At 65.0% G+C, this 17,765-nt stretch carries 18 protein-coding genes and 1 tRNA gene; 5 read left to right on the top strand and 14 right to left on the bottom strand.

The features are described 5' to 3' along the window. Positions 1 to 92 precede the first annotated feature (92 nt). On the top strand, positions 93 to 575 hold the full coding sequence (locus ACOOFO_RS13335) for a glutathione peroxidase (protein WP_420427240.1): 483 nt from the start codon (positions 93 to 95) through the stop codon (positions 573 to 575). Positions 576 to 586: 11 nt separating this feature from the next. On the opposite strand, the gene tgt is transcribed toward ACOOFO_RS13335, so the two are convergent. From tgt to ccoN, 12 genes are all read right to left on the bottom strand, one after another. Next, entirely contained in the window at positions 587 to 1,717 is a 1,131-nt protein-coding gene (tgt, locus tag ACOOFO_RS13340) for a tRNA guanosine(34) transglycosylase Tgt (RefSeq protein ID WP_420427241.1), read from the bottom strand. A gap of 120 nt (positions 1,718 to 1,837) precedes the next feature. Further along, entirely contained in the window at positions 1,838 to 3,289 is a 1,452-nt protein-coding gene (hemN, locus tag ACOOFO_RS13345; protein ID WP_420427242.1) for an oxygen-independent coproporphyrinogen III oxidase, read from the bottom strand. Positions 3,290 to 3,652: 363 nt separating this feature from the next. Beyond that, positions 3,653 to 4,285 (bottom strand): sulfite exporter TauE/SafE family protein, encoded by a 633-nt coding sequence (locus ACOOFO_RS13350; protein WP_420427243.1) that lies wholly within the window; start codon positions 4,283 to 4,285, stop codon positions 3,653 to 3,655. 6 nt (positions 4,286 to 4,291) lie between these two features. Then, positions 4,292 to 4,432, bottom strand: a complete 141-nt coding sequence (gene ccoS / locus ACOOFO_RS13355) for a cbb3-type cytochrome oxidase assembly protein CcoS (RefSeq protein WP_420427244.1) — start codon at positions 4,430 to 4,432, stop codon at positions 4,292 to 4,294. An 11-nt stretch (positions 4,433 to 4,443) separates the two neighbouring features. Next, positions 4,444 to 6,678 carry a heavy metal translocating P-type ATPase gene (locus ACOOFO_RS13360; RefSeq protein WP_420427245.1) on the bottom strand — a complete coding sequence of 745 codons (2,235 nt, stop codon included), beginning with the start codon at positions 6,676 to 6,678 and terminating at the stop codon, positions 4,444 to 4,446. Next, the gene (locus ACOOFO_RS13365) at positions 6,675 to 6,857 is read right to left on the bottom strand and encodes a hypothetical protein (protein ID WP_420427246.1); all 183 of its coding nucleotides are present in this window, start codon (positions 6,855 to 6,857) and stop codon (positions 6,675 to 6,677) included. The genes ACOOFO_RS13360 and ACOOFO_RS13365 overlap by 4 nt, the downstream gene beginning before the upstream one ends. Beyond that, positions 6,854 to 8,230, bottom strand: coding sequence for a cytochrome c oxidase accessory protein CcoG (gene ccoG / locus ACOOFO_RS13370; protein ID WP_420427247.1), 1,377 nt, complete (start codon positions 8,228 to 8,230; stop codon positions 6,854 to 6,856). Before ccoG ends, ACOOFO_RS13365 begins: the two co-directional genes overlap by 4 nt. Before the next feature lie 28 nt (positions 8,231 to 8,258). Beyond that, positions 8,259 to 8,519 (bottom strand): hypothetical protein, encoded by a 261-nt coding sequence (locus ACOOFO_RS13375; protein ID WP_420427248.1) that lies wholly within the window; start codon positions 8,517 to 8,519, stop codon positions 8,259 to 8,261. Next, a complete protein-coding gene (ccoP, locus tag ACOOFO_RS13380) occupies positions 8,516 to 9,415 on the bottom strand; it encodes a cytochrome-c oxidase, cbb3-type subunit III (protein WP_420427249.1) in 900 nt (299 codons plus the stop codon). Before ccoP ends, ACOOFO_RS13375 begins: the two co-directional genes overlap by 4 nt. Next, positions 9,412 to 9,579 carry a cbb3-type cytochrome oxidase subunit 3 gene (locus ACOOFO_RS13385; RefSeq protein WP_420427250.1) on the bottom strand — a complete coding sequence of 56 codons (168 nt, stop codon included), beginning with the start codon at positions 9,577 to 9,579 and terminating at the stop codon, positions 9,412 to 9,414. The genes ccoP and ACOOFO_RS13385 overlap by 4 nt, the downstream gene beginning before the upstream one ends. Further along, positions 9,579 to 10,190: a cytochrome-c oxidase, cbb3-type subunit II gene (gene ccoO, locus ACOOFO_RS13390; RefSeq protein ID WP_420427251.1), complete on the bottom strand. Its 612-nt coding sequence runs from the start codon at positions 10,188 to 10,190 to the stop codon at positions 9,579 to 9,581. The genes ACOOFO_RS13385 and ccoO overlap by 1 nt, the downstream gene beginning before the upstream one ends. Beyond that, a complete protein-coding gene (ccoN, locus tag ACOOFO_RS13395; protein WP_420427252.1) occupies positions 10,187 to 11,620 on the bottom strand; it encodes a cytochrome-c oxidase, cbb3-type subunit I in 1,434 nt (477 codons plus the stop codon). The genes ccoO and ccoN overlap by 4 nt, the downstream gene beginning before the upstream one ends. Before the next feature lie 358 nt (positions 11,621 to 11,978). Here ccoN and ACOOFO_RS13400 point away from each other — a divergent pair, with 358 nt between their 5' ends. The 3 genes from ACOOFO_RS13400 (at position 11,979) to ACOOFO_RS13410 (ending at position 14,683) form a co-directional block, all read left to right on the top strand. Beyond that, complete coding sequence (locus ACOOFO_RS13400) at positions 11,979 to 12,659, top strand: TetR family transcriptional regulator (RefSeq protein WP_420427253.1); 681 nt, start codon at positions 11,979 to 11,981, stop codon at positions 12,657 to 12,659. Then, entirely contained in the window at positions 12,649 to 13,443 is a 795-nt protein-coding gene (locus tag ACOOFO_RS13405; RefSeq protein WP_420427254.1) for an SDR family NAD(P)-dependent oxidoreductase, read from the top strand. Before ACOOFO_RS13400 ends, ACOOFO_RS13405 begins: the two co-directional genes overlap by 11 nt. Positions 13,444 to 13,603: 160 nt before the next feature. Continuing rightward, the gene (locus tag ACOOFO_RS13410) at positions 13,604 to 14,683 is read left to right on the top strand and encodes an alpha/beta fold hydrolase (RefSeq protein WP_420427255.1); all 1,080 of its coding nucleotides are present in this window, start codon (positions 13,604 to 13,606) and stop codon (positions 14,681 to 14,683) included. A gap of 18 nt (positions 14,684 to 14,701) precedes the next feature. Here the strand turns inward: ACOOFO_RS13410 and ACOOFO_RS13415 are convergent, their stop codons facing one another. Then, positions 14,702 to 15,922: a hypothetical protein gene (locus ACOOFO_RS13415; RefSeq protein ID WP_420427256.1), complete on the bottom strand. Its 1,221-nt coding sequence runs from the start codon at positions 15,920 to 15,922 to the stop codon at positions 14,702 to 14,704. 269 nt (positions 15,923 to 16,191) lie between these two features. Here ACOOFO_RS13415 and ACOOFO_RS13420 point away from each other — a divergent pair, with 269 nt between their 5' ends. Beyond that, on the top strand, positions 16,192 to 17,571 hold the full coding sequence (locus ACOOFO_RS13420; RefSeq protein WP_420427257.1) for a WS/DGAT domain-containing protein: 1,380 nt from the start codon (positions 16,192 to 16,194) through the stop codon (positions 17,569 to 17,571). A 27-nt stretch (positions 17,572 to 17,598) separates the two neighbouring features. Here the strand turns inward: ACOOFO_RS13420 and ACOOFO_RS13425 are convergent. Continuing rightward, positions 17,599 to 17,673, bottom strand: a tRNA-Val gene (locus ACOOFO_RS13425). Between the last annotated feature and the right edge of the window lie 92 nt (positions 17,674 to 17,765).

Genomic DNA, 17,765 nt, shown 5'->3' on the forward strand with positions numbered 1-17,765 from the left:
TTCTCGATACGCTGGGTGAACATCACACGCCCCGCCGGACGCCGCGTGCCACCCCGATGCTAGGCTGTCGCGGGATCAACATGGAGCAGCGCATGGAATTATTCAACATCGAGGCACAGCGCCTGGACGGCACGGCCACCACACTGGAGGCCTTCCGTGGGAAGGTGCTGCTGGTCGTCAACGTCGCCTCGAAGTGCGGTTTTACGCCGCAGTACACCGGCCTGGAAGCGCTCTATCGCGACTACCACGAACGCGGCTTCGAAGTCCTCGGCTTCCCCTGCAACCAGTTCGCCAATCAGGAACCGGGCAACGCGGAGGAGATCGCCAGCTTCTGCAGCACCACCTATGACGTGAGCTTCCCGATGTTCGCGAAGGTCGACGTCAACGGCGACAAGGCGCATCCGCTGTTCCAGTACCTCAAGAGCGAGAAATCCGGGCTGCTGGGCACCGGCGCCATCAAGTGGAACTTCACCAAGTTCCTGGTGGGCAAGGATGGCAGCGTGCTCAAGCGCTATGCGCCCACGGATAAACCCGAAAAGCTGCGCGGCGACATCGAGGCCGCCCTCGCCGCCTGAGGCAGCACCGATCAGGCCTTGGGCGCTTTGCGTTGGCCCATGGGGCCGTCGAGAAAATCCTTGGCGAAGGCGGTGAAGGTATCGGCCTCGATGGCTTCACGAATGCGTTGCATCAGGCGCAGGTAATAGCGCAGGTTGTGCAGCGTATTGAGTCGGGCGCCGAGGATTTCCTTGCACTTGTCGAGGTGGTGCAGATAGGCGCGCGAATAGTGCGTGCACGCCGTGCAATCGCATTGGGGGTCGAGCGGCGCCGGATCGCGCTTGTGGCGCGCGTTGCGGATATTCACCGGCCCCTGACTGGTGAACAGGTGGCCGGTGCGCGCGTTGCGCGTCGGCATCACGCAGTCGAACATGTCGACCCCACGCGCCACCGCCATCACCAGATCGCGCGGCGTCCCCACGCCCATCAGATAGCGCGGCGCCTGCACCGGCATAAGCGGCTGCAGCGCGTCCAGCACGGCGATGCGCTCGTCCTCGGGCTCGCCCACTGACAATCCGCCGATGGCATAGCCGGGAAAGCCGATAGCCTCCAGCGCCTGCACCGATTCCTGACGCAGCTCGGCATACATGCCGCCCTGCACGATGCCGAAGAGCAGATTGGGATTGTCTCCGTGCGCGGTCTTGCAGCGCTGTGCCCAACGCGTGGACAGCGCCATGGATGCGCGCGCCTCATCCATGGTCGCCGGGTAATTGGTGCATTCGTCGAACTGCATGACGATGTCCGACCCCAGTGCGTGCTGGACGGCCACGGCGCGCTCCGGACTCAGGAAATGCCGGCTGCCGTCGATCGGTGAGGCAAAGGTCACCCCCTCCTCGGTGAGCTTGCGCAGCGCCGACAGGCTCCATACCTGAAAGCCGCCCGAATCCGTGAGGATGGGACGCTGCCAATGCATGAAGCGATGCAGGCCGCCCAGTTCGGCGATGACCTGCTCGCCGGGCCGCAGCATGAGGTGAAAGGTGTTGCCGAGTACGATCTGGGCGCCGATGGCCTCCAGTTCCTCAGGCGTCATCGCCTTCACCGTGCCGTAGGTCCCCACCGGCATGAAGATCGGGGTTTCAACGGTGCCGTGCTGCAGGTGCAGGCGGCCGCGCCGGGCGCCAGCGGATTGCTGCAGTAACTCGAAGGGTGCGGCAGAGGCCATGGCGATGCGGAGCAGAAAAAGCCGGTCGTCCGCGGCAGCCCGTGCCGCCGGTGACGCGAAAGCTGCGCATCATAGCGGCTGGCCGTCGGCACTGCGCGACGGCGGACCGCGCCTACCGATTCAGATCGCGCGCGAGAAGCGCGTGGCGGACTCCGCGCCGCGATGCGCGTCGAAGAGCACGGCCACGCTGCGCATCAGAAAGCGCCCGCACTCGGTCAGCGCGAGCACGCGCCGGCCCAGATGCAAGAGTCCGTCATCGGCCATGCGTGCCAGGGTGGGTTGCAATCCCGCGAAATACTGCGCGAAGTCGATGCCGTGCCGACGCTCGATGGCAACGAGGTCAACCCGGCCATGGCACATCAGGGACTGGATGATGTCCGAACGCAGATGATCATCGGCGGTCATCGCGTAGCCGCGCGCCACCGCGCTTCCACCCTCGCTCAAACGCTGCTCCCACTCAGCGATGGCGCTGGCATTCTGGCCGTAGACACCGCTGACCTGCGAAATGGCACTGGCGCCCATGCCGATCAGATCGCAGCCACCCAGCGTGCTGTAGCCCTGGAAATTGCGCTGCAGGCTGCCGTCGCGCTGCGCCTGCACCAGCGGATCATGGGCGAGCGCGAAGTGGTCCATGCCGACATGCACGTAGCCGGCCTCTCCCAGCTCGTGATGGCATGCGGCCATCAACTGCAGGCGGGTGGCAGCGTCGGGCAGCGCCGCATCCGGAATCAGCGACTGCAGACGGAAGCGATCGGGCATGTGGGCGTAGCCATAGACCGAGACGCGATCCGGCCGCAGTTGCTTCACCACACGCAACGTGCGCCGGAAACCGGCCACTGTCTGCCACGGCAGGCCATAGATCAGATCGAAGCTGATACCGCGCACACCGGCCGCGCGCACGGATTCCACCAGTGCGCGCACCATGCGGATGTCCTGCTGCCGGTGGATCGCCTGCTGCACGGTGGGGTCGAAATCCTGGATGCCCATCGACACCCGGTCAAAACCCATGGCCACCAGCGCCTTGGCCTGATCAGGCGACACCGTGCGCGGATCGATCTCGATCGACCATTCACGCTCGGTGCGCTCGGCGACGTGGAAATGGCGGGCGATGTGCTCGAGCAATCCGGCCAGTTCCTCCATGCGGTAGAAGGTGGGCGTGCCACCCCCCAAGTGGAGCTGGCGCACGCGTCGATGGCCTGCCAGCTGGTCGCCCCGCTGCGCGATTTCCTGACGCAGCGCCTGCAGGTAGCGCGCGGCGCGCTCGGGACGACGCGTAATGGCGCGATGGCAGGCGCAGTACCAGCAAGCCTCGCGACAGAACGGCAGGTGTAGATAGAGCGAGAGATCCGGCGCACCCGGCAGCAGGTTACCGGCTGCAATGGCCGCATCCAGTTGCGCGGCATCGAAGTCCGCGCGGAATTCCGCCGCCGTGGGATACGAGGTATAGCGCGGCGCGTATCCGTCGTAGCGCGCGATCAGGGATTCGGGCACCGGCAGCGGGTAGGCCGCGCGCGCAGCGTCAGAATGCGCAGAGGCGGACAGGGAAGCGGAATCGGTGGCGAGCGCGGGCATGGGCAAGCAGGGCGGCAAGCGGGTTGACCCTATACTGCGCCGCCGCCGGTGCCACTGCCTTGATGCACATCAAGGGCGCGCCAGGTATCCCGAACCTAGGGTCTGTTGACGCTCAGTCGATCGCGGCGCGCGAGTCCGTATGCGTGCAGCGCAAGGAGTAAGGAGCGCGATGTACTTGACGTACATCAGCGACGAAGGACGCGGCGGTGCGCGCATACGGGCCGCGTCCTTCGGATTGGCCCCGCACATCGCGCCATGCAGCGTTGCTCGCCTTGACCTTGGAATCACCAAGGCCGGCGACTCGCGCCTTGCCTCGCGCGATGTCCGGGGCCAACGCCACGACCGACTGAGTGTTAACAGGCCCTAGCGACACCAGGGCAGGGTCACCACATTGGGCAGCAGCACGCCAAGCACCGTCAGCCCGCCGAACAACAGCATCACGGTGGCGCCAGTCGCACGCGCGGTTCCGGCAGTAAGACGCTGGCCACCAAAGGCCAGGGCCGTCATCGCCGGCAGGGTGCCAAGCCCGAAGGCACCGGCTAGCACCGCACCGCTGACCAGCCCGCCGCTCAAGGCGCATAAAGCGAGCACGGCATAGAGCATCGGACACGGAACCAAGGCCCACGCCATTCCGCGCCCGAAGAGCTGCGCCGGGTGACGCGCCCGCTGGCTGCATGGTGGTGGTGCGCGTCGCAGATGCATCAGCCCCACCGCGATCACGGCCGCTGCGGCAAGCAGGCGGAGGGCATTGCCCCAGCCATCACTGGGAAGACTCAGCATCAGCCAACCGCCCACGACACCGGCGAAAGCGCCGAAAACGAGATACGCGAAGACACGACCCAGATTCACCAGCAGGGCATGGTGCGCCTGGTGGCCTTCCTGTGCGCGGCCTGTTGCGATCCGCGCGACCGCCGCGCACATCAGCCCGCAGTGCGGAGAAGCGGCCAAGCCCGCGAGAAAGAAGGCGGGCGCCGTCAGCGCAATGCCGCTAAGCACGCGCCCTCACTCCTCATCGTCCGGCATGCGCTTGCCGATCTCGTCCAGGTTGTCGAGCTGCCCGTTGTCGACGGCAAAGAAGAAGAACCAGCAGGCTACGCCCACAAGGGCCAGGGACAGCGGAATCAGCAGATAGAGGCTCAGCATGGCATGCCCTCCTAGGCGGGCTGCGATACGGGTTCGGCGGCTGCGTCGGCTGGGTGCGTACGCTTCGACAGGCGCAGCGCGTTACCGACCACCACCAGCGAACTGAGGCCCATGCCGAGGGCCGCAATCCAGGGAACGAGCACGCCGGAAAATGCGAGCGGCACCATGACGGTGTTGTAGGTTGCGGCCCAGCTGAGGTTCTGCATCACGGTGCGACGGGCACGCTGGGCGGTGGTCATCAACTCCACCAGTCCGGCCAGGCAACTGCGCGTCAGTAGCGCGTCAGCGTGCGCCTGACTCAGCGCGCTGCCTGAAGCCAGTGCGACCGAGGCATCAGCAGCCGTCAGCAAAGGCGCGTCATTGACCCCATCCCCGACGGCGAGCACCGCATGTCCTTCGGCGCGCAGCGCCTGCAACCGCGCCAGCTTGTCGCCCGGCGACTGGCGCGCGTAGGCATGCGTGATGCCAAGACGCGCTGCCATGTGCTGCACTGCCGACTCGGCATCGCCGGATAGCATGACCACATTCAGCCCCGAGGCTTGGAGTGCGCGCACCGTCGCCGCGGCATCGGGACGCAGCTGCGGAGAAAAGCCGAACAAGGCGAGCGGGGCGCCGTCTTCGGTCAGCAGGACCCAGGTCAGGCCGGGTGCATCGTCGGGAATGGTCACAGTCGCTGCTTCGACCAGTGCCTCCGGCGCCCCAAGGGCGTAGCGGCGGTCGTCAATGACGCCGCGGACGCCGACACCCGCTTCGAAGGTGATGTCGCGCGCGGTCCATCCCGCCTGCTCCGACGCCAGTGCGCGCGCAATGGGATGCGAACTGCCCGACTCCAGCGCCGCGGCCAGCTGACGGCACTTCGCCGCCGAACGTTGCCCGAGCGGCAGCGTCCGGTCCAGCGTCAGCGAACCGGTGGTCAGAGTGCCGGTCTTGTCGAAGCACACCGTATCCACGGTGCGCAGTCGCAACAGCACGTCGGCGCGCGCCAACACCGTGCCCTGCCGGGCCAGGCGCGAACTGGCGGAAGCGAGTACCGCCGGCACCGCCAGCGAGAGCGCGCACGGACAGGTCGCCACCAGCAGCGCCAGTACCACGGCCATGGCGGTGGACGGGTCCTGTGGCCACCACACCATGAGGGCGATCGCGACCAGACCCAGCATGAAGGACAGGAACCAGCCGGCCACACGGTCGGCGATCATCTGTACGCGCGGTCGCTCATTCTCGGCGCGCTGCATCAGCCGCGTCACCTGCGACAGCGCACTGCCCTGCCCGACACGCTCGACGGCAATCGTGGCCGGGCTGTGCCCAACATTGATACTGCCCGCCATGACGTTGTCGCCAGGGCCGCGTTGCACTGCAGCCGACTCGCCGGTGAGTAAGGACTCGTCAAAGGCACCGGCAATGCCATCCAGCGCGCCATCCACCGGGACGCCTTCCCCCGGCGCGACCACCACCCGATCACCCACCGCCAGAGACGCCACGGGGACGCTACGCACGCCGTCCGCCTCACAGCGCTGCGCCACGCTGGGCTGCGCGCTGCTCAGCCGTCGCAGATGCGAGGCGGCGCGGGCCTTGCCCATGTCCTGCAATGTACGGGCGCCGAGCAGCAGGAAGACGAACATGACCACCGAATCGAAGTAGACATCGCCCTGACCGATCAGCGTGTGCCAGGCGCTCACCAGAAAGGCGAGTGAGATGGCCACGGCCACTGGGACGTCCATGGTCATGGTGCGCAGGCGCAGTGCCCGCGTCGCGCCGCGCAGGAAGGGCCAGCCCCCGTAGAGCGCCACCGGCGTGGCCAGCAGCAGCTCCGCCCAGCGCAGAATGCTGGCCTGCGCAGGGTCGATGGTGCCGAAGTAATGCCCGCTGGCCAGCATCATGACCTGCATGCCGAGGATGGCGGCGACACCGATGCGCTTCAGGGCGGTACGGCGTTCCTTGCGGGCGGCGGCTTCGACGGAGGCATCGCCCAACGGCGACGGCCGGAATCCGGCCGCAGCCAGCGCATCCATCAGATCGGACAGACGATAGCGTCGCGCATCCCAGCTGAAAGTGGCGAGGCCCGCCGTGAGCTGCACCTGGACATCCTCGGTGAAGGGCGCCAGTGCCCGCTCCACGTGCCGTACGCAGGCGCCGCAATGCATGCCCTCGATGCCCAGAACGGCTTCACGCCGCGTCCCGTTGACGGGCGTGCTGACCACGTCCAGCAAGGGTGCGGCGTCGAAGGCGGCCCAGTCCGCGGCACTCACTGCGAGACCGTCTCCTCGGCGCTGCTCAGACCGGCCAGTCGGTCGCTGCGACCTTCCACCAGCGGCGAGTAGCTGTTCTGGCTCGCGATCATCAGGGTCGTGATCCCTGCCACCACCGTGATCAGAGGAATGCCGATGACCAGCATCAGCTCAAGCGGAAGACGACGCAGGAAAGTCATGGCAAGGCTCCGGGAATGAAGCGACCGGTCTGACGCGTGGAGACATCCGTGTCGTCGGCAGCAGTCGCAGTGAAAGTGATATCGAAGGGGCGGTCCGCTGCATTCGACGGCATGCGCGCACCCACGGTCAATGGCCGCGTTTCGCTGGCCTCGAGGGTGACGCGCTCCGGATGCAGGTCCAGGGCGCTGCCGTCGGGACGGGTGGCCCGCAATTCGAAGGTGCGGGGCGCCTCGCGCTTGTTGGTCAGGCGTAGCACGAAGACGTTCTCGACCATGCCGCCCGGCAGTTCGCGATAGAGGTTGTTGCGATCGCGCATGACATCCAGCTCGACCGGTGAGCGCATGACCAGTGCAGTCACCAGCGCCGCGCCAATGACCAGCCAGACCACCATGTAACCGATCATGCGAGGGCGGACGATGTGAAAACGCCCTTCCTCGTCGTGGCGTTCGCTGGTGTAGCGGATCAGGCCGCGCGGCTTGCCGACGTGGTCCATGATGCTGTTGCAGGCGTCGACACAAGCCGCGCAGGCAATGCATTCGTACTGCAGGCCATCGCGGATATCGATGCCGGTGGGGCAGACCTGCACGCACAGCGAGCAGTCAATACAGTCACCCGCCACGTTGCCCTCGCGCTTGGCCAGGCGCTTGCGCGGTTCTCCGCGCTTCTCGTCATAGGCGATGATCAGCGTATCGCGGTCGAACATGGCCGACTGGAAGCGCGCGTAGGGGCACATGTACTTGCACACCTGCTCGCGCATGAAGCCTGCGTTGCCCCAGGTGGCGAAGCCATAGAAGGCGCTCCAGAACAGAGGCCAGCCACCCATTTCGAAGCGGGCGATGTCCGCGATCAACTCCTGCATCGGCACGAAGTAGGCAACGAAGGTGATGCCGGTGATGGCGGCAAAGACGATCCAGGCCAGATGCTTGCCGCCCTTGCGCAGAATCTTGTTGGCGCCCCATGGTGCCTGATCCAGCTTGATGCGCTGGTGGCGTTCGCCTTCGATCCAGCGCTCGATCCAGAGGAAGGACTCGGTCCATACCGTCTGCGGGCAGGCATAGCCACACCACAGCCGCCCACCGAGGGTGGTGAACAGGAACAGCGTCAGCGCAGCCAGGATCAGCAGCCAGGACAGCAGGAAAAGGTCCTGCGGCACCAGGGTCAGGCCGAAGACGTGGAAGCGGCGGGCGGGCAGGTCGAAGTGCACAATCGGTTCGCCACCGATCGTGATCCACGGGAGCACGTAATACAGCCCCAACAGCACCACCATCGCCAGCACGCGCAGGCGCGCATAGCGCCCGCGCGCCATGCGTGGGTAGATCTTTGGTTCCGACTCATAGAGCGAGGTCGGCTCGGTCTGTGCTTGTTGACTCATGCCTTTCTTGTTTGTGTGCGGTGGGTGCTTATCGCGGGCGTCCGGCCAATGACCAGGCAATCACCGCCGGCACCAGGGCAATCAGCCAGATCACGGCGAAGCAGCCCGCGAGCAGGCCCCACCCGGGCCGGTCGCCGGAGACCAGCAGGGTTTCCCAGCCCATCAGCAGCGCGAGCATGGCGAGTACCGCGCCAATGAAGGCGGCCCAACTGACCGAGGCAGCGCGCCGGAACCGGTAGGACCAGTCCGGCGCGCGTTCGCGTGCGACCAGGATCTGCGGATCCTTCATTCAGTCGCCCCACCATTGAGACCAAGCACGTAGGCGGCCAGCAGATCGATGTCGGTCTCGCTCAGCGTCTTGCCGAAGGCCGGCATATTGCCGTTGCGGCCGAACAGGACCGACTGGCGTACGGCTTCCTCGCTGCCGCCATAGAGCCATTCGCCATTGCGCAGGTTGGGGGCGCCCATCATCGGGTTGCCCTTGCCCTCGGGCCCGTGGCAGGCCATGCAGTTGCGTTGATAGGTCTGCTGCGCCAGTTCCAGACGTTCGCCGCGAAGATCCGCGTCTTCCCAGTTGCGGACGTATTCGATCAGAACTGGCACCGCTTCCTGATCCAGCGTGGCGTAGAACTGCGGCATGACCGCCTGACGGCCCTTGGCAATCGAGGTATGGATGGCCTTGGCATCGCCACCCCACAGCCAGACGTCATCCCGCAGATTCGGGAAGCCCACCGCACCTTGTGCATTGACACCGTGGCAGCCGGCACACTGAATGGAATAAAGCTCGCTGCCGAAGCTGCGCGCCGCCGGGTCACCGGCCAACTCGGTCACGCTCTTGCCCTCGAACTGGGCATAGAAGCTCTGACGCTGCTCCTGCACTTCGGCCAGCCGCTCATCGTGCTGCTTGTGCTGACTCCAGCCGAGCAGGCCCGGGAAGTTGCCAAGGCCCGGATAGGCCACCAGATAACCCAGCGCGAAGACAATGCTGAGTACGAAGGTATGCAGCCACCAGCGCGGGAGCGGATTGTTGAGTTCGCGCAGATCCTCGTCCCACACGTGGTCCTTCTCGGCGCCTTCGGCCACTTCGCCGGGCTGCTTCTTGGAGGTCCAGATCAGCAGCCAGACGCAGGCGAGAATGTTCAGGAGAACGACCACCGTGACCGTCACACTCCAAAAGGTACTCATGAGTGGTTCTCCTTGCGATGGGCCTCGTGGCCATCCTCTTCTTCATCGTTGAACGGCAGACGTGCCGCTTCTTCAAAGTCCGCCTTTTTGTGGCGGCTGTAGGCCCATACGCAGACGCCCAGGAAGGCGATCATGGCCAGCAGCGTGACGATTCCTTGCAGCATCAGTTGGCCTCCGGCTGGTCCGGAGCGCGCAGGCCCTGGAGGTAGGCAATGAGGGCATCCATCTTGGTCTTGCCGGTCACTGCATCCGGTGCGGCGGCAATCTGCTCCTCGGTATAGGGCACCCCCACCCGCTTCATGGCCCGCATCATGGCCTGGACTTCCTGTTCATCCAGATCCTGCTCCGCCAGCCAGGGATAGCCCGGCATATTCGACTCGGGTACCAGGTCGCGGGGATTGATCATGTGCAGACGGTGCCACTCGTCGCTGTAGCGACCGCCCACCCGTGCCAGATCGGGCCCGGTGCGCTTGGAGCCCCACTGGAAGGGGTGGTCGTAGACAAACTCACCCGCCACCGAGTAGGAGCCGTAGCGCAGGGTCTCTTCGTGCAGCGAACGCACCATCTGCGAATGACAGCCGTAGCAGCCCTCGCGCAGGTAGACGTCGCGACCCGCCAGGCGAAGCGCGCTGTAGGGTTCCACCCCCGGCGCCGGTTCCTTGCTGATCCCGGCCGCCATCAGCGGCACGATCTGAATGAATCCGCCGACACTGATCACCAGTGCGATGAGCACGGCCATCAGGACGATGTTCTTTTCAACCTTCTCGTGGTTCATGCCCGGGCCTCCGCGACGGTGAACTGTGCCGCTTGCTGGCCGGCGATCGTCTTCCAGACATTCCAGGCCATGATGAACATGCCGGACAGGAAGAGGGCACCGCCGAGCAGACGGACTGCGTAGTAGGGATAGGTGGCGTTGAGCGCCTCCATGAAGCTGTAGGTGAGGGTTCCGTCATCCTCGACTGCGCGCCACATCAGGCCCTGCATGATCCCGGCGACCCACATCGAGGCGGCGTACAGCACCACGCCGATGGTGGACAGCCAGAAGTGCAGATTGATGGCCGGCACGCTGTACATTTCGGAGCGGCCCCACAGCTTCGGAATCAGCGCGTAGAGCGATCCGATGGAGATCATCGCCACCCAGCCGAGCGCGCCGGAGTGCACGTGACCGATGGTCCAGTCCGTGTAGTGCGAGAGCGCATTGACCGTCTTGATCGACATCATCGGACCCTCGAAGGTCGACATGCCGTAGAAGGACAGCGACACGATCAGGAACTTCAGGATCGGGTCTTCGCGCAGCTTATGCCAGGCCCCCGACAGCGTCATGATGCCGTTGATCATGCCGCCCCAGCTGGGCGCGAACAGAATCAGAGAGAAGGCCATACCCAGCGACTGCACCCAGTCCGGCAGCGCCGTGTAGTGCAGGTGGTGCGGGCCCGCCCACATGTAGATGGAAATCAGCGCCCAGAAGTGGACGATGGACAGCCGATAGGAGAAGACGGGCCGACCGGCCTGCTTGGGCACGAAGTAATACATCATGCCGAGGAAGCCGGCGGTCAGGAAGAAGCCGACCGCGTTGTGCCCGTACCACCACTGCACCATCGCGTCGACCACGCCGGGGTAGACCGAATAGGACTTCCACATGCTCACCGGGATGGCGGCGTTGTTAACGATATGCAGCATCGCCACCGCGATGATGAAGGCACCGTAGAACCAGTTGGCCACATAGATGTGCTTGACCCGGCGCGTGGCGATCGTCCCGAAGAAGACAACCGCGTAGGCGACCCAGACCACGGCAATCAGCAGCGCGATCGGCCATTCCAGCTCGGCGTATTCCTTAGACTGCGTGATGCCAAGGGGCAGCGTGATGGCCGCTGCCACGATGACCGTCTGCCATCCCCAGAAGGTGAAGGCCGCCAGCTTGGGCGCGAACAGCGGCGCGTGACAGGTGCGCTGCACGATCCAGTAGCTGGTCGCGATCAGGGCGCTGCCGCCAAAGGCGAAAATCACCGCATTGGTGTGCAGTGGCCGGAGACGGCTGTAGGTCAGCCAGGGCGTATCGAAGTTGAGCGCCGGCCACATGAGCTGCGCGGCGATCAGCACGCCCACCGTCATGCCGACGATGCCCCAAACCACCGTCATCAGCGTGAACTGACGGACGACCTTGTCGTGATACTTGGCCGGCGAAGCCGGAATCGTAGTAGCCATTGGGGCTCCTCCCCTATCGAACGGCGCACATCGTCAGACACAAGCCCCCGTGCTGCGATGACCTGGATCAATAGCGCTCTCGACTTTGGTCGTATTGCGCTTTTTCGAGTCTATGCTGCGCACCGTGCCATAGCATTTCGACGGTTGCGAGGCACACAAAAAGCTCCATCGGTTACACAGGCATCGAAGCCACAAAAGACCATCCAGGCTATTGATTTCAAGATCTTTTCCGAGCAGCGTATTGATCGATCATCGACGCTGTTCACGGCCACCCCGCCTGGTCGGGTTCCAAGGCACGCTTCTCCGTGCTGCACTGCGCGCCATTGACAAATGACCCACAGTCATTAATAGTTGACTGATGGTCAGTAACGCACCGGTATTGAAGCGCGCGCATCACCCCGCCCAGCAGGCCGATCGGCGCAGGCACATTCTGCAGACTGCCCGCAGCCTGCTAGCCGAGGTGCCCTACGAACAACTGGCCATGGCACGCATCGCCCGGCAGGCCGAGATCGCCAAGGGCACGGTCTATCTGTATTTCCCGGCCAAGGAAGCGGTCTTCGTTGCATTGATCAGCGAGGAATTCGATGCCTGCTTCGACGCGCTGGGACATCTGCTCGATGCACTCCCTGCGCCAGCGTCGCCCGATGCGGTGGCAAGCGCCTTCACCCGTGCCATTGGCTCGCGCCCGCTGCTGCTGCGGCTGATCGGGCTGCTGCATGTCGTCCTGGAGCACAACATCGACGAAGCGACCGCGCGTCGTTTCAAGCAAAGCCTGCGTGACCGCCTCATCCCTATCGCTGCCACCCTGGAGCGCCTGCTGCCGCAATGCGTTCCGGGCGACGGGTTCCGACTCATGCTGAACGCACACATACTCAGCGTGGGTTGGCAGCACGCCGCCGATCCTGCGCCGGTAATCCGCACCGTGCAGGCGGAACCGCCGCTATCCATGTTCGCGGTGGATTTCGCAACCGAGTTTCAACACACATTTTCCGCCGTATTGCGCGGCTGGACACCCGGAGGATTCACCCATGGCGCATAACGATCTTAGCGGCCAGACCGCAATCATCACCGGCGCTTCCAGCGGCCTCGGCGTGGATTTCGCGCGCGAACTGGCCGCACGCGGTGCCCGGCTCATTCTGGTCGCTCGGCGCGAGGCGCAGTTGCAGCAGGTCTGTGAGGACCTGCGCAGCAGCCACGGCGCCGATGTCGTCTATCGCGTCGCCGATCTCGGCGATCCCGCCGCCTGCACCGCGCTCCACCAGGCGCTGAGCGACGAAGGGCAGCGCGTCGACATCCTGATAAACAATGCCGGTTTCGGCCTCTTCGGCGACTTCTGCGATCTCTCCTGGGAGCGCACCGAACAGATGCTGCAGGTGGATGTGGTCGCCCTCACCCACCTCACCCGACTCTTCGTCGACGGCATGGTGTCGCGTGGCCGCGGGCGCATCATGCTGATCTCCTCCGTCGGCGCCTTCCAGCCATCGCCTGGCTATGCCGCCTACGCCGCCGCCAAAGCCTATGTCCTCAGCCTGGGACATGCCCTGCACTTCGAGCTGCGCGGGACTGGCGTCACCTGCACGACCGTCTGCCCCGGAGTCACCGCGACGGAATTCCTGCAGGTGTCCGGCCAGAAGAAGACCTGGTTCCACAAGGCAACGATGATGACCAGCGCGGCCGTCGCACGCATGGGCGTCAAGCGCATGCTGGCCGGACGACCGGAGATCGTGACCGGGCTGGTCAACGCGCTCAGCGCCTTCTCGATGCGCTTCCTGCCTCGGCAGCTACAGGCGCTGATTGCCTATTTCGCCATGCGCAACCGCTAGCCTCGTACTGCGCTGGTCGGTCCGGATGCCCGGCGCAATGGCGCCGCGCATCCCTCGGCGGGCAGCAGCCACTACAATGCGCAGCCGTTCGGGACATCTGTCACCCCCGGAACGCCGCCCAGCGTTGCTTGCAACGAGCCCTCGCGACCCCTTTTGACCCATGGCTTCTGCTCGCCTTCGATTGCCCGCCCGCGTCACCAACCTGCACGATCGTCTGCGGCGCCCCGAAAGTCTGCTGTTGGCGCAGACCGCACCCTATGAGGTCATCGCGCGCAGCGAAATCGTGTCCCTGCGACACTATCCACCGTCCGCGGACAGATCCGCGACCAAGGCGCCCGTCGTCATCGTCCCGCCGGCTGCCGTCAACATGCTGATCTACGATCTCTTTCCGGATCGCAGCCTGGTGGCACATCTGCGCGATCAGGGCCATCCGGTCTATCTGATCGATTGGGGGGTGCCGACGCGCCAGCATGCGCACTACACGATGGGCACCTATCTGCAGGACTTCATGCCCGCCATGCTGGAAGCGGCGCGCAGCCAGTGCGGCCAGCGACGCATCGTGCTGCACGGCTGGAGCCTGGGCGCGCTGTTCAGTTATGCCTATGCCGCCCTCGGCGATCCGGATATCGAAGCGCTGGTGCTGCTCGGCCCGCCCTGCGACTACCACGCAGCGGGGATGGTCAATCGGCACCTGGCCGGACCGCTGAAGGCCCTGTCCCGACGCACCGGCTGGAAGATTCATGACAGCCCGAGCGTTCTGTGGCACGTGCCGGGCTGGGCCAATGCGCTGGGCTTCAAACTGATGAGCCCGGCGGGCACGTTGCGCGGCCATCTCGAGCTGCTGCGACGCCTCGATGACCGCAGCTATGTGAAGGCACACGCCACCCAGGCCGCCTTTCTGGACAAGATGGTGGCCTACCCGGGCGGTGTAGCGCAGGACATCGTGCAATTCCTGATCACGGACAACGTACTCGCCAAGGGCAAGCTCCCCATCCGCCAGTGCAGCGCCCGGCTACGCGACATCAAGACGCGGGTACTTATCGTCGTCGGCGACAAGGACCCCATCATCACCCCCGCTGCAAGCCAGAAGCTGGTGGATCTGATGGAACAGGCGGACTGCACCGTCGTAACGGTGCCGGGCGGTCACATGAGCATAGTCAGCGGGCGCGAGGCGCCAACGCGCATCTGGCCCGAGGTGGACCGCTGGCTGGAAGGCGGTGCGCAGGTCGCCGCCACCTGAAGCATCCGGGCGCTGCGCTCAGCGCGGCAGCCGGAAACGGCTGTCGTCGACCACCACCTGCCAATACAGCTCCGAAAAGATTTCCATCGCGGTGATACCGCGATAGCCGGCGTGAAAGTACACCGGCGCTCTTGGATCAAGCTGAAGCTGGTCGTGGTGGACGAGCTGGTCACCACGATAGGCCTTGACGTGCACCCTGCCACGACGCGCCTGCGGCCACGCCACGCCGATGTAGCTGCCCTCAAAATCAAAGGGCCGATCGTGCGCGATGCGCGCCGGATGACCGGAGCTGTTATAGGCCAGGAATTCCGATGACACCGTGGCATTCACGTAACCGGCTCCCTGGTAGAAGAGGTTGTGCGTGACCAGCCAGTTCTTCCACTGCAGGCCGCGATAGCCATTGGGGATTTCGTACACCGTATTGGTGGTGATCAGATCGTCGTAGCGCACCGTTACGACCGGTCCGTCCGCGGCGCGCGCTCGGTCAGAGAAATAGGCAGCCGACAGCACTTGCGGGTAGAAACCCATGGTGACGTCCCTGCGGGTTTCCTCGCCGGTCTCCAGGTTTTCGCGCACCAGTTGCCAAACACCTTCCATGCCAGTGAGGCTGAAACCACCTCCACGCGTCAGCTCGATACGCCGCGCCCGGCCTTGTGGGTCGATGGCGCGCAAGGCATAGCGCTGCGCGCTTCCGCCCACCTGTCCCACGATACGAGGTACCGGCGCCACCCCGAGCGGTTCCATTACCCGTTCGGCGATCAAGCCGGCTGGCGCACCAACGCGCTCCGCGAAGGAAACCGTCTCCTCGCGGGCGCCGGAGGTCACCTCCCACTGGGACGGGATGCGCGCGGTGAAGGTGTGCGGCGCTGCGCTGTGAATCACACCGGCCGATGCGTCGCGCGACATCTTGAAGTTGGCGAAACCGTTGATATTGGAGTGATGGGTGCGCGCGCTGCCGTCGGGCCGAGTCAGTTGCACCGGCAGCCCTGCATAGGGCCGGTCGGCCAGGTCATAGATGCCGTTGCGATTGACATCGCGATAGACAAACCAGGAGATGTTCAGCGACCCCGACGAGGCCCCCTTGTCGGAAAGCGACCAGATGCTTGGCGTGAAGACAGCCACCGCGACCAGGGCCAAGACCGCCGTTGCCAGAACCAAGCCCCACACCACCCTCGACTGCATCACTTCCTCCCTGGGTGACGGCGACGCGGCCGTCGCCACCGGCCATGGCACAGCCATTTGCCGCGCCCCCGAAGCCATTCATCTTGCCATAGGCCTGTGACAGCCCAATGCGCAAGACACTGCCAGCAACGCGTTGCGTGATCGCACAGAGTTTATTGCCGGCGGTCACGCGGCCGCCTAGACTCGACGAGCGTGACCGGAGACCAGCCGATGCCATCCTGCCTTGTTCTTGCTACGCAGCACCATGGTCGGGATGGCGTGCCCGTTGCCCTAGGCGAAGCCCCCATACGTCATCATCAGCCCGGGCCCGCGGCATGCGCACGGATATGAGTGCGCCCGTAGCGGAAACCCGGCTGCAAGGCGTCGACCGGGCGTGGCTGGAAATGGATACGCCCCACCAGCCCATGGTGATCAGCGCGGTCCTCGAGTTCGCTGCGGGGGTGGAACCCGACGCATTGCTGCACCGTTTCGTGGACACCTTGATGCGTTATCCGCGCTTTCGGCAACGCGCCGATGACCACCACTCCCCCGCGCGCTGGGTGAACGCCGGTGCACTGGACTGGGCCTATCACGTTCACGTTCAACGCCGTGCCCTTGGAAAGGGCGCAATGCGCGAAGCGGTGGCGCAGGCGCTTGGCCTCGGACTGGACCGCGAGCGGCCCTTGTGGCGGATCACCTTGTTCCGCCGGCGCGGCGGCGGCGCGACGCTGCTGTTCCAGGTCCATCACGCCCTCGCCGATGGCATCGCACTGATGCATCTTCTCATGCAGAACGTGGATGGTGCGAACGGCGATAGCCGACCTCCCTCGCTGGCAGCGCGCAGTCACGGTGGACCGCTTGGACGCGTCATCGACCGCATGCAGGTTGTCAATCACGCGCTCAGTGGAATTGCTGCCATCTGGAAAGAAGATCTCCACCACCCGCAGCACATTGTCGAGCAGTTCCATCAAGGCAGGCAGACCTTGGCCACGGCGGCCCGCATCCTGACCCTGCCGGACGACAATCCCGACTGCCTGCTCGCCGGAACGCTCAGCGGACGGCGCGTGCTTGCCTGGGAGAACAGCGTGGCGCTGGAGCAGGTGCGCCGTCAGGCGCAGGCGGCCGGCGTCAAGATCAACGATGTGCTGTTGTCTGCACTGGCTGCGGCCTTCGGTCGCTATGTCGAGTGCTCTGACGGGCGACTGGATGCCGCGCAGAATCTGCGGGTTTCCATACCCGTGAATCTTCGCCCGGCAGATGACCCCCAGCTCGGCAATTGCTTCGGGCTTGTGCTGCTCGATCTTCCCATTGGAGAGCGCGACCCGCGGCGACGCCTGCGTCGCGTCTCCGAAAGGATGCAGGCGCTGAAGACCTCCGGCGAAGCCCGCGTCATCCTTGGCGGGTTGGCCGCCGCCGGCCACATGCCGGTGGCGGCCGAGCAACGCATCGTCGGCATGCTCTCCGCCAAGGCAGCCGCGGTCGTCTCCAATCTGCCGGGACCGAAGCAAGCCGTGCGCTTTGCGGGCAGCACCGTCGAGAACCTCGCCTTCTGGCCACCACAGGCCGGAGGCATTGGGATCGGGGTCAGCCTGCTGAGTTATGCCGGGCGCATCCGCATCGGGGTATCGAGCGACATCGCCGCCATGCGCAACCCACAGATCGTGGTGGATGCCTTTCAACGGAGCCTGAAAAAGCCTCTCGCAAAAGAAAAAGCCCTCAGCACCTGAGGCGCCGGGGGCTTCATCATTTCCAACTGGTGGGTGGTACAAGATTTGAACTTGTGACCCCTGCCGTGTGAAGGCAGTGCTCTACCGCTGAGCTAACCACCCAAACGGCCGCGCAATATAGGGCAAGCGCCGCGCTTGGTCAATCGTCCCAGCCCTATAAATACGAATAGGTCGCATTTGCTTTTCCTATCGAG

It is taken from the genome of Algiphilus sp. (genome assembly GCF_965216485.1).
GTDB lineage: Bacteria > Pseudomonadota > Gammaproteobacteria > Nevskiales > Nevskiaceae > Algiphilus.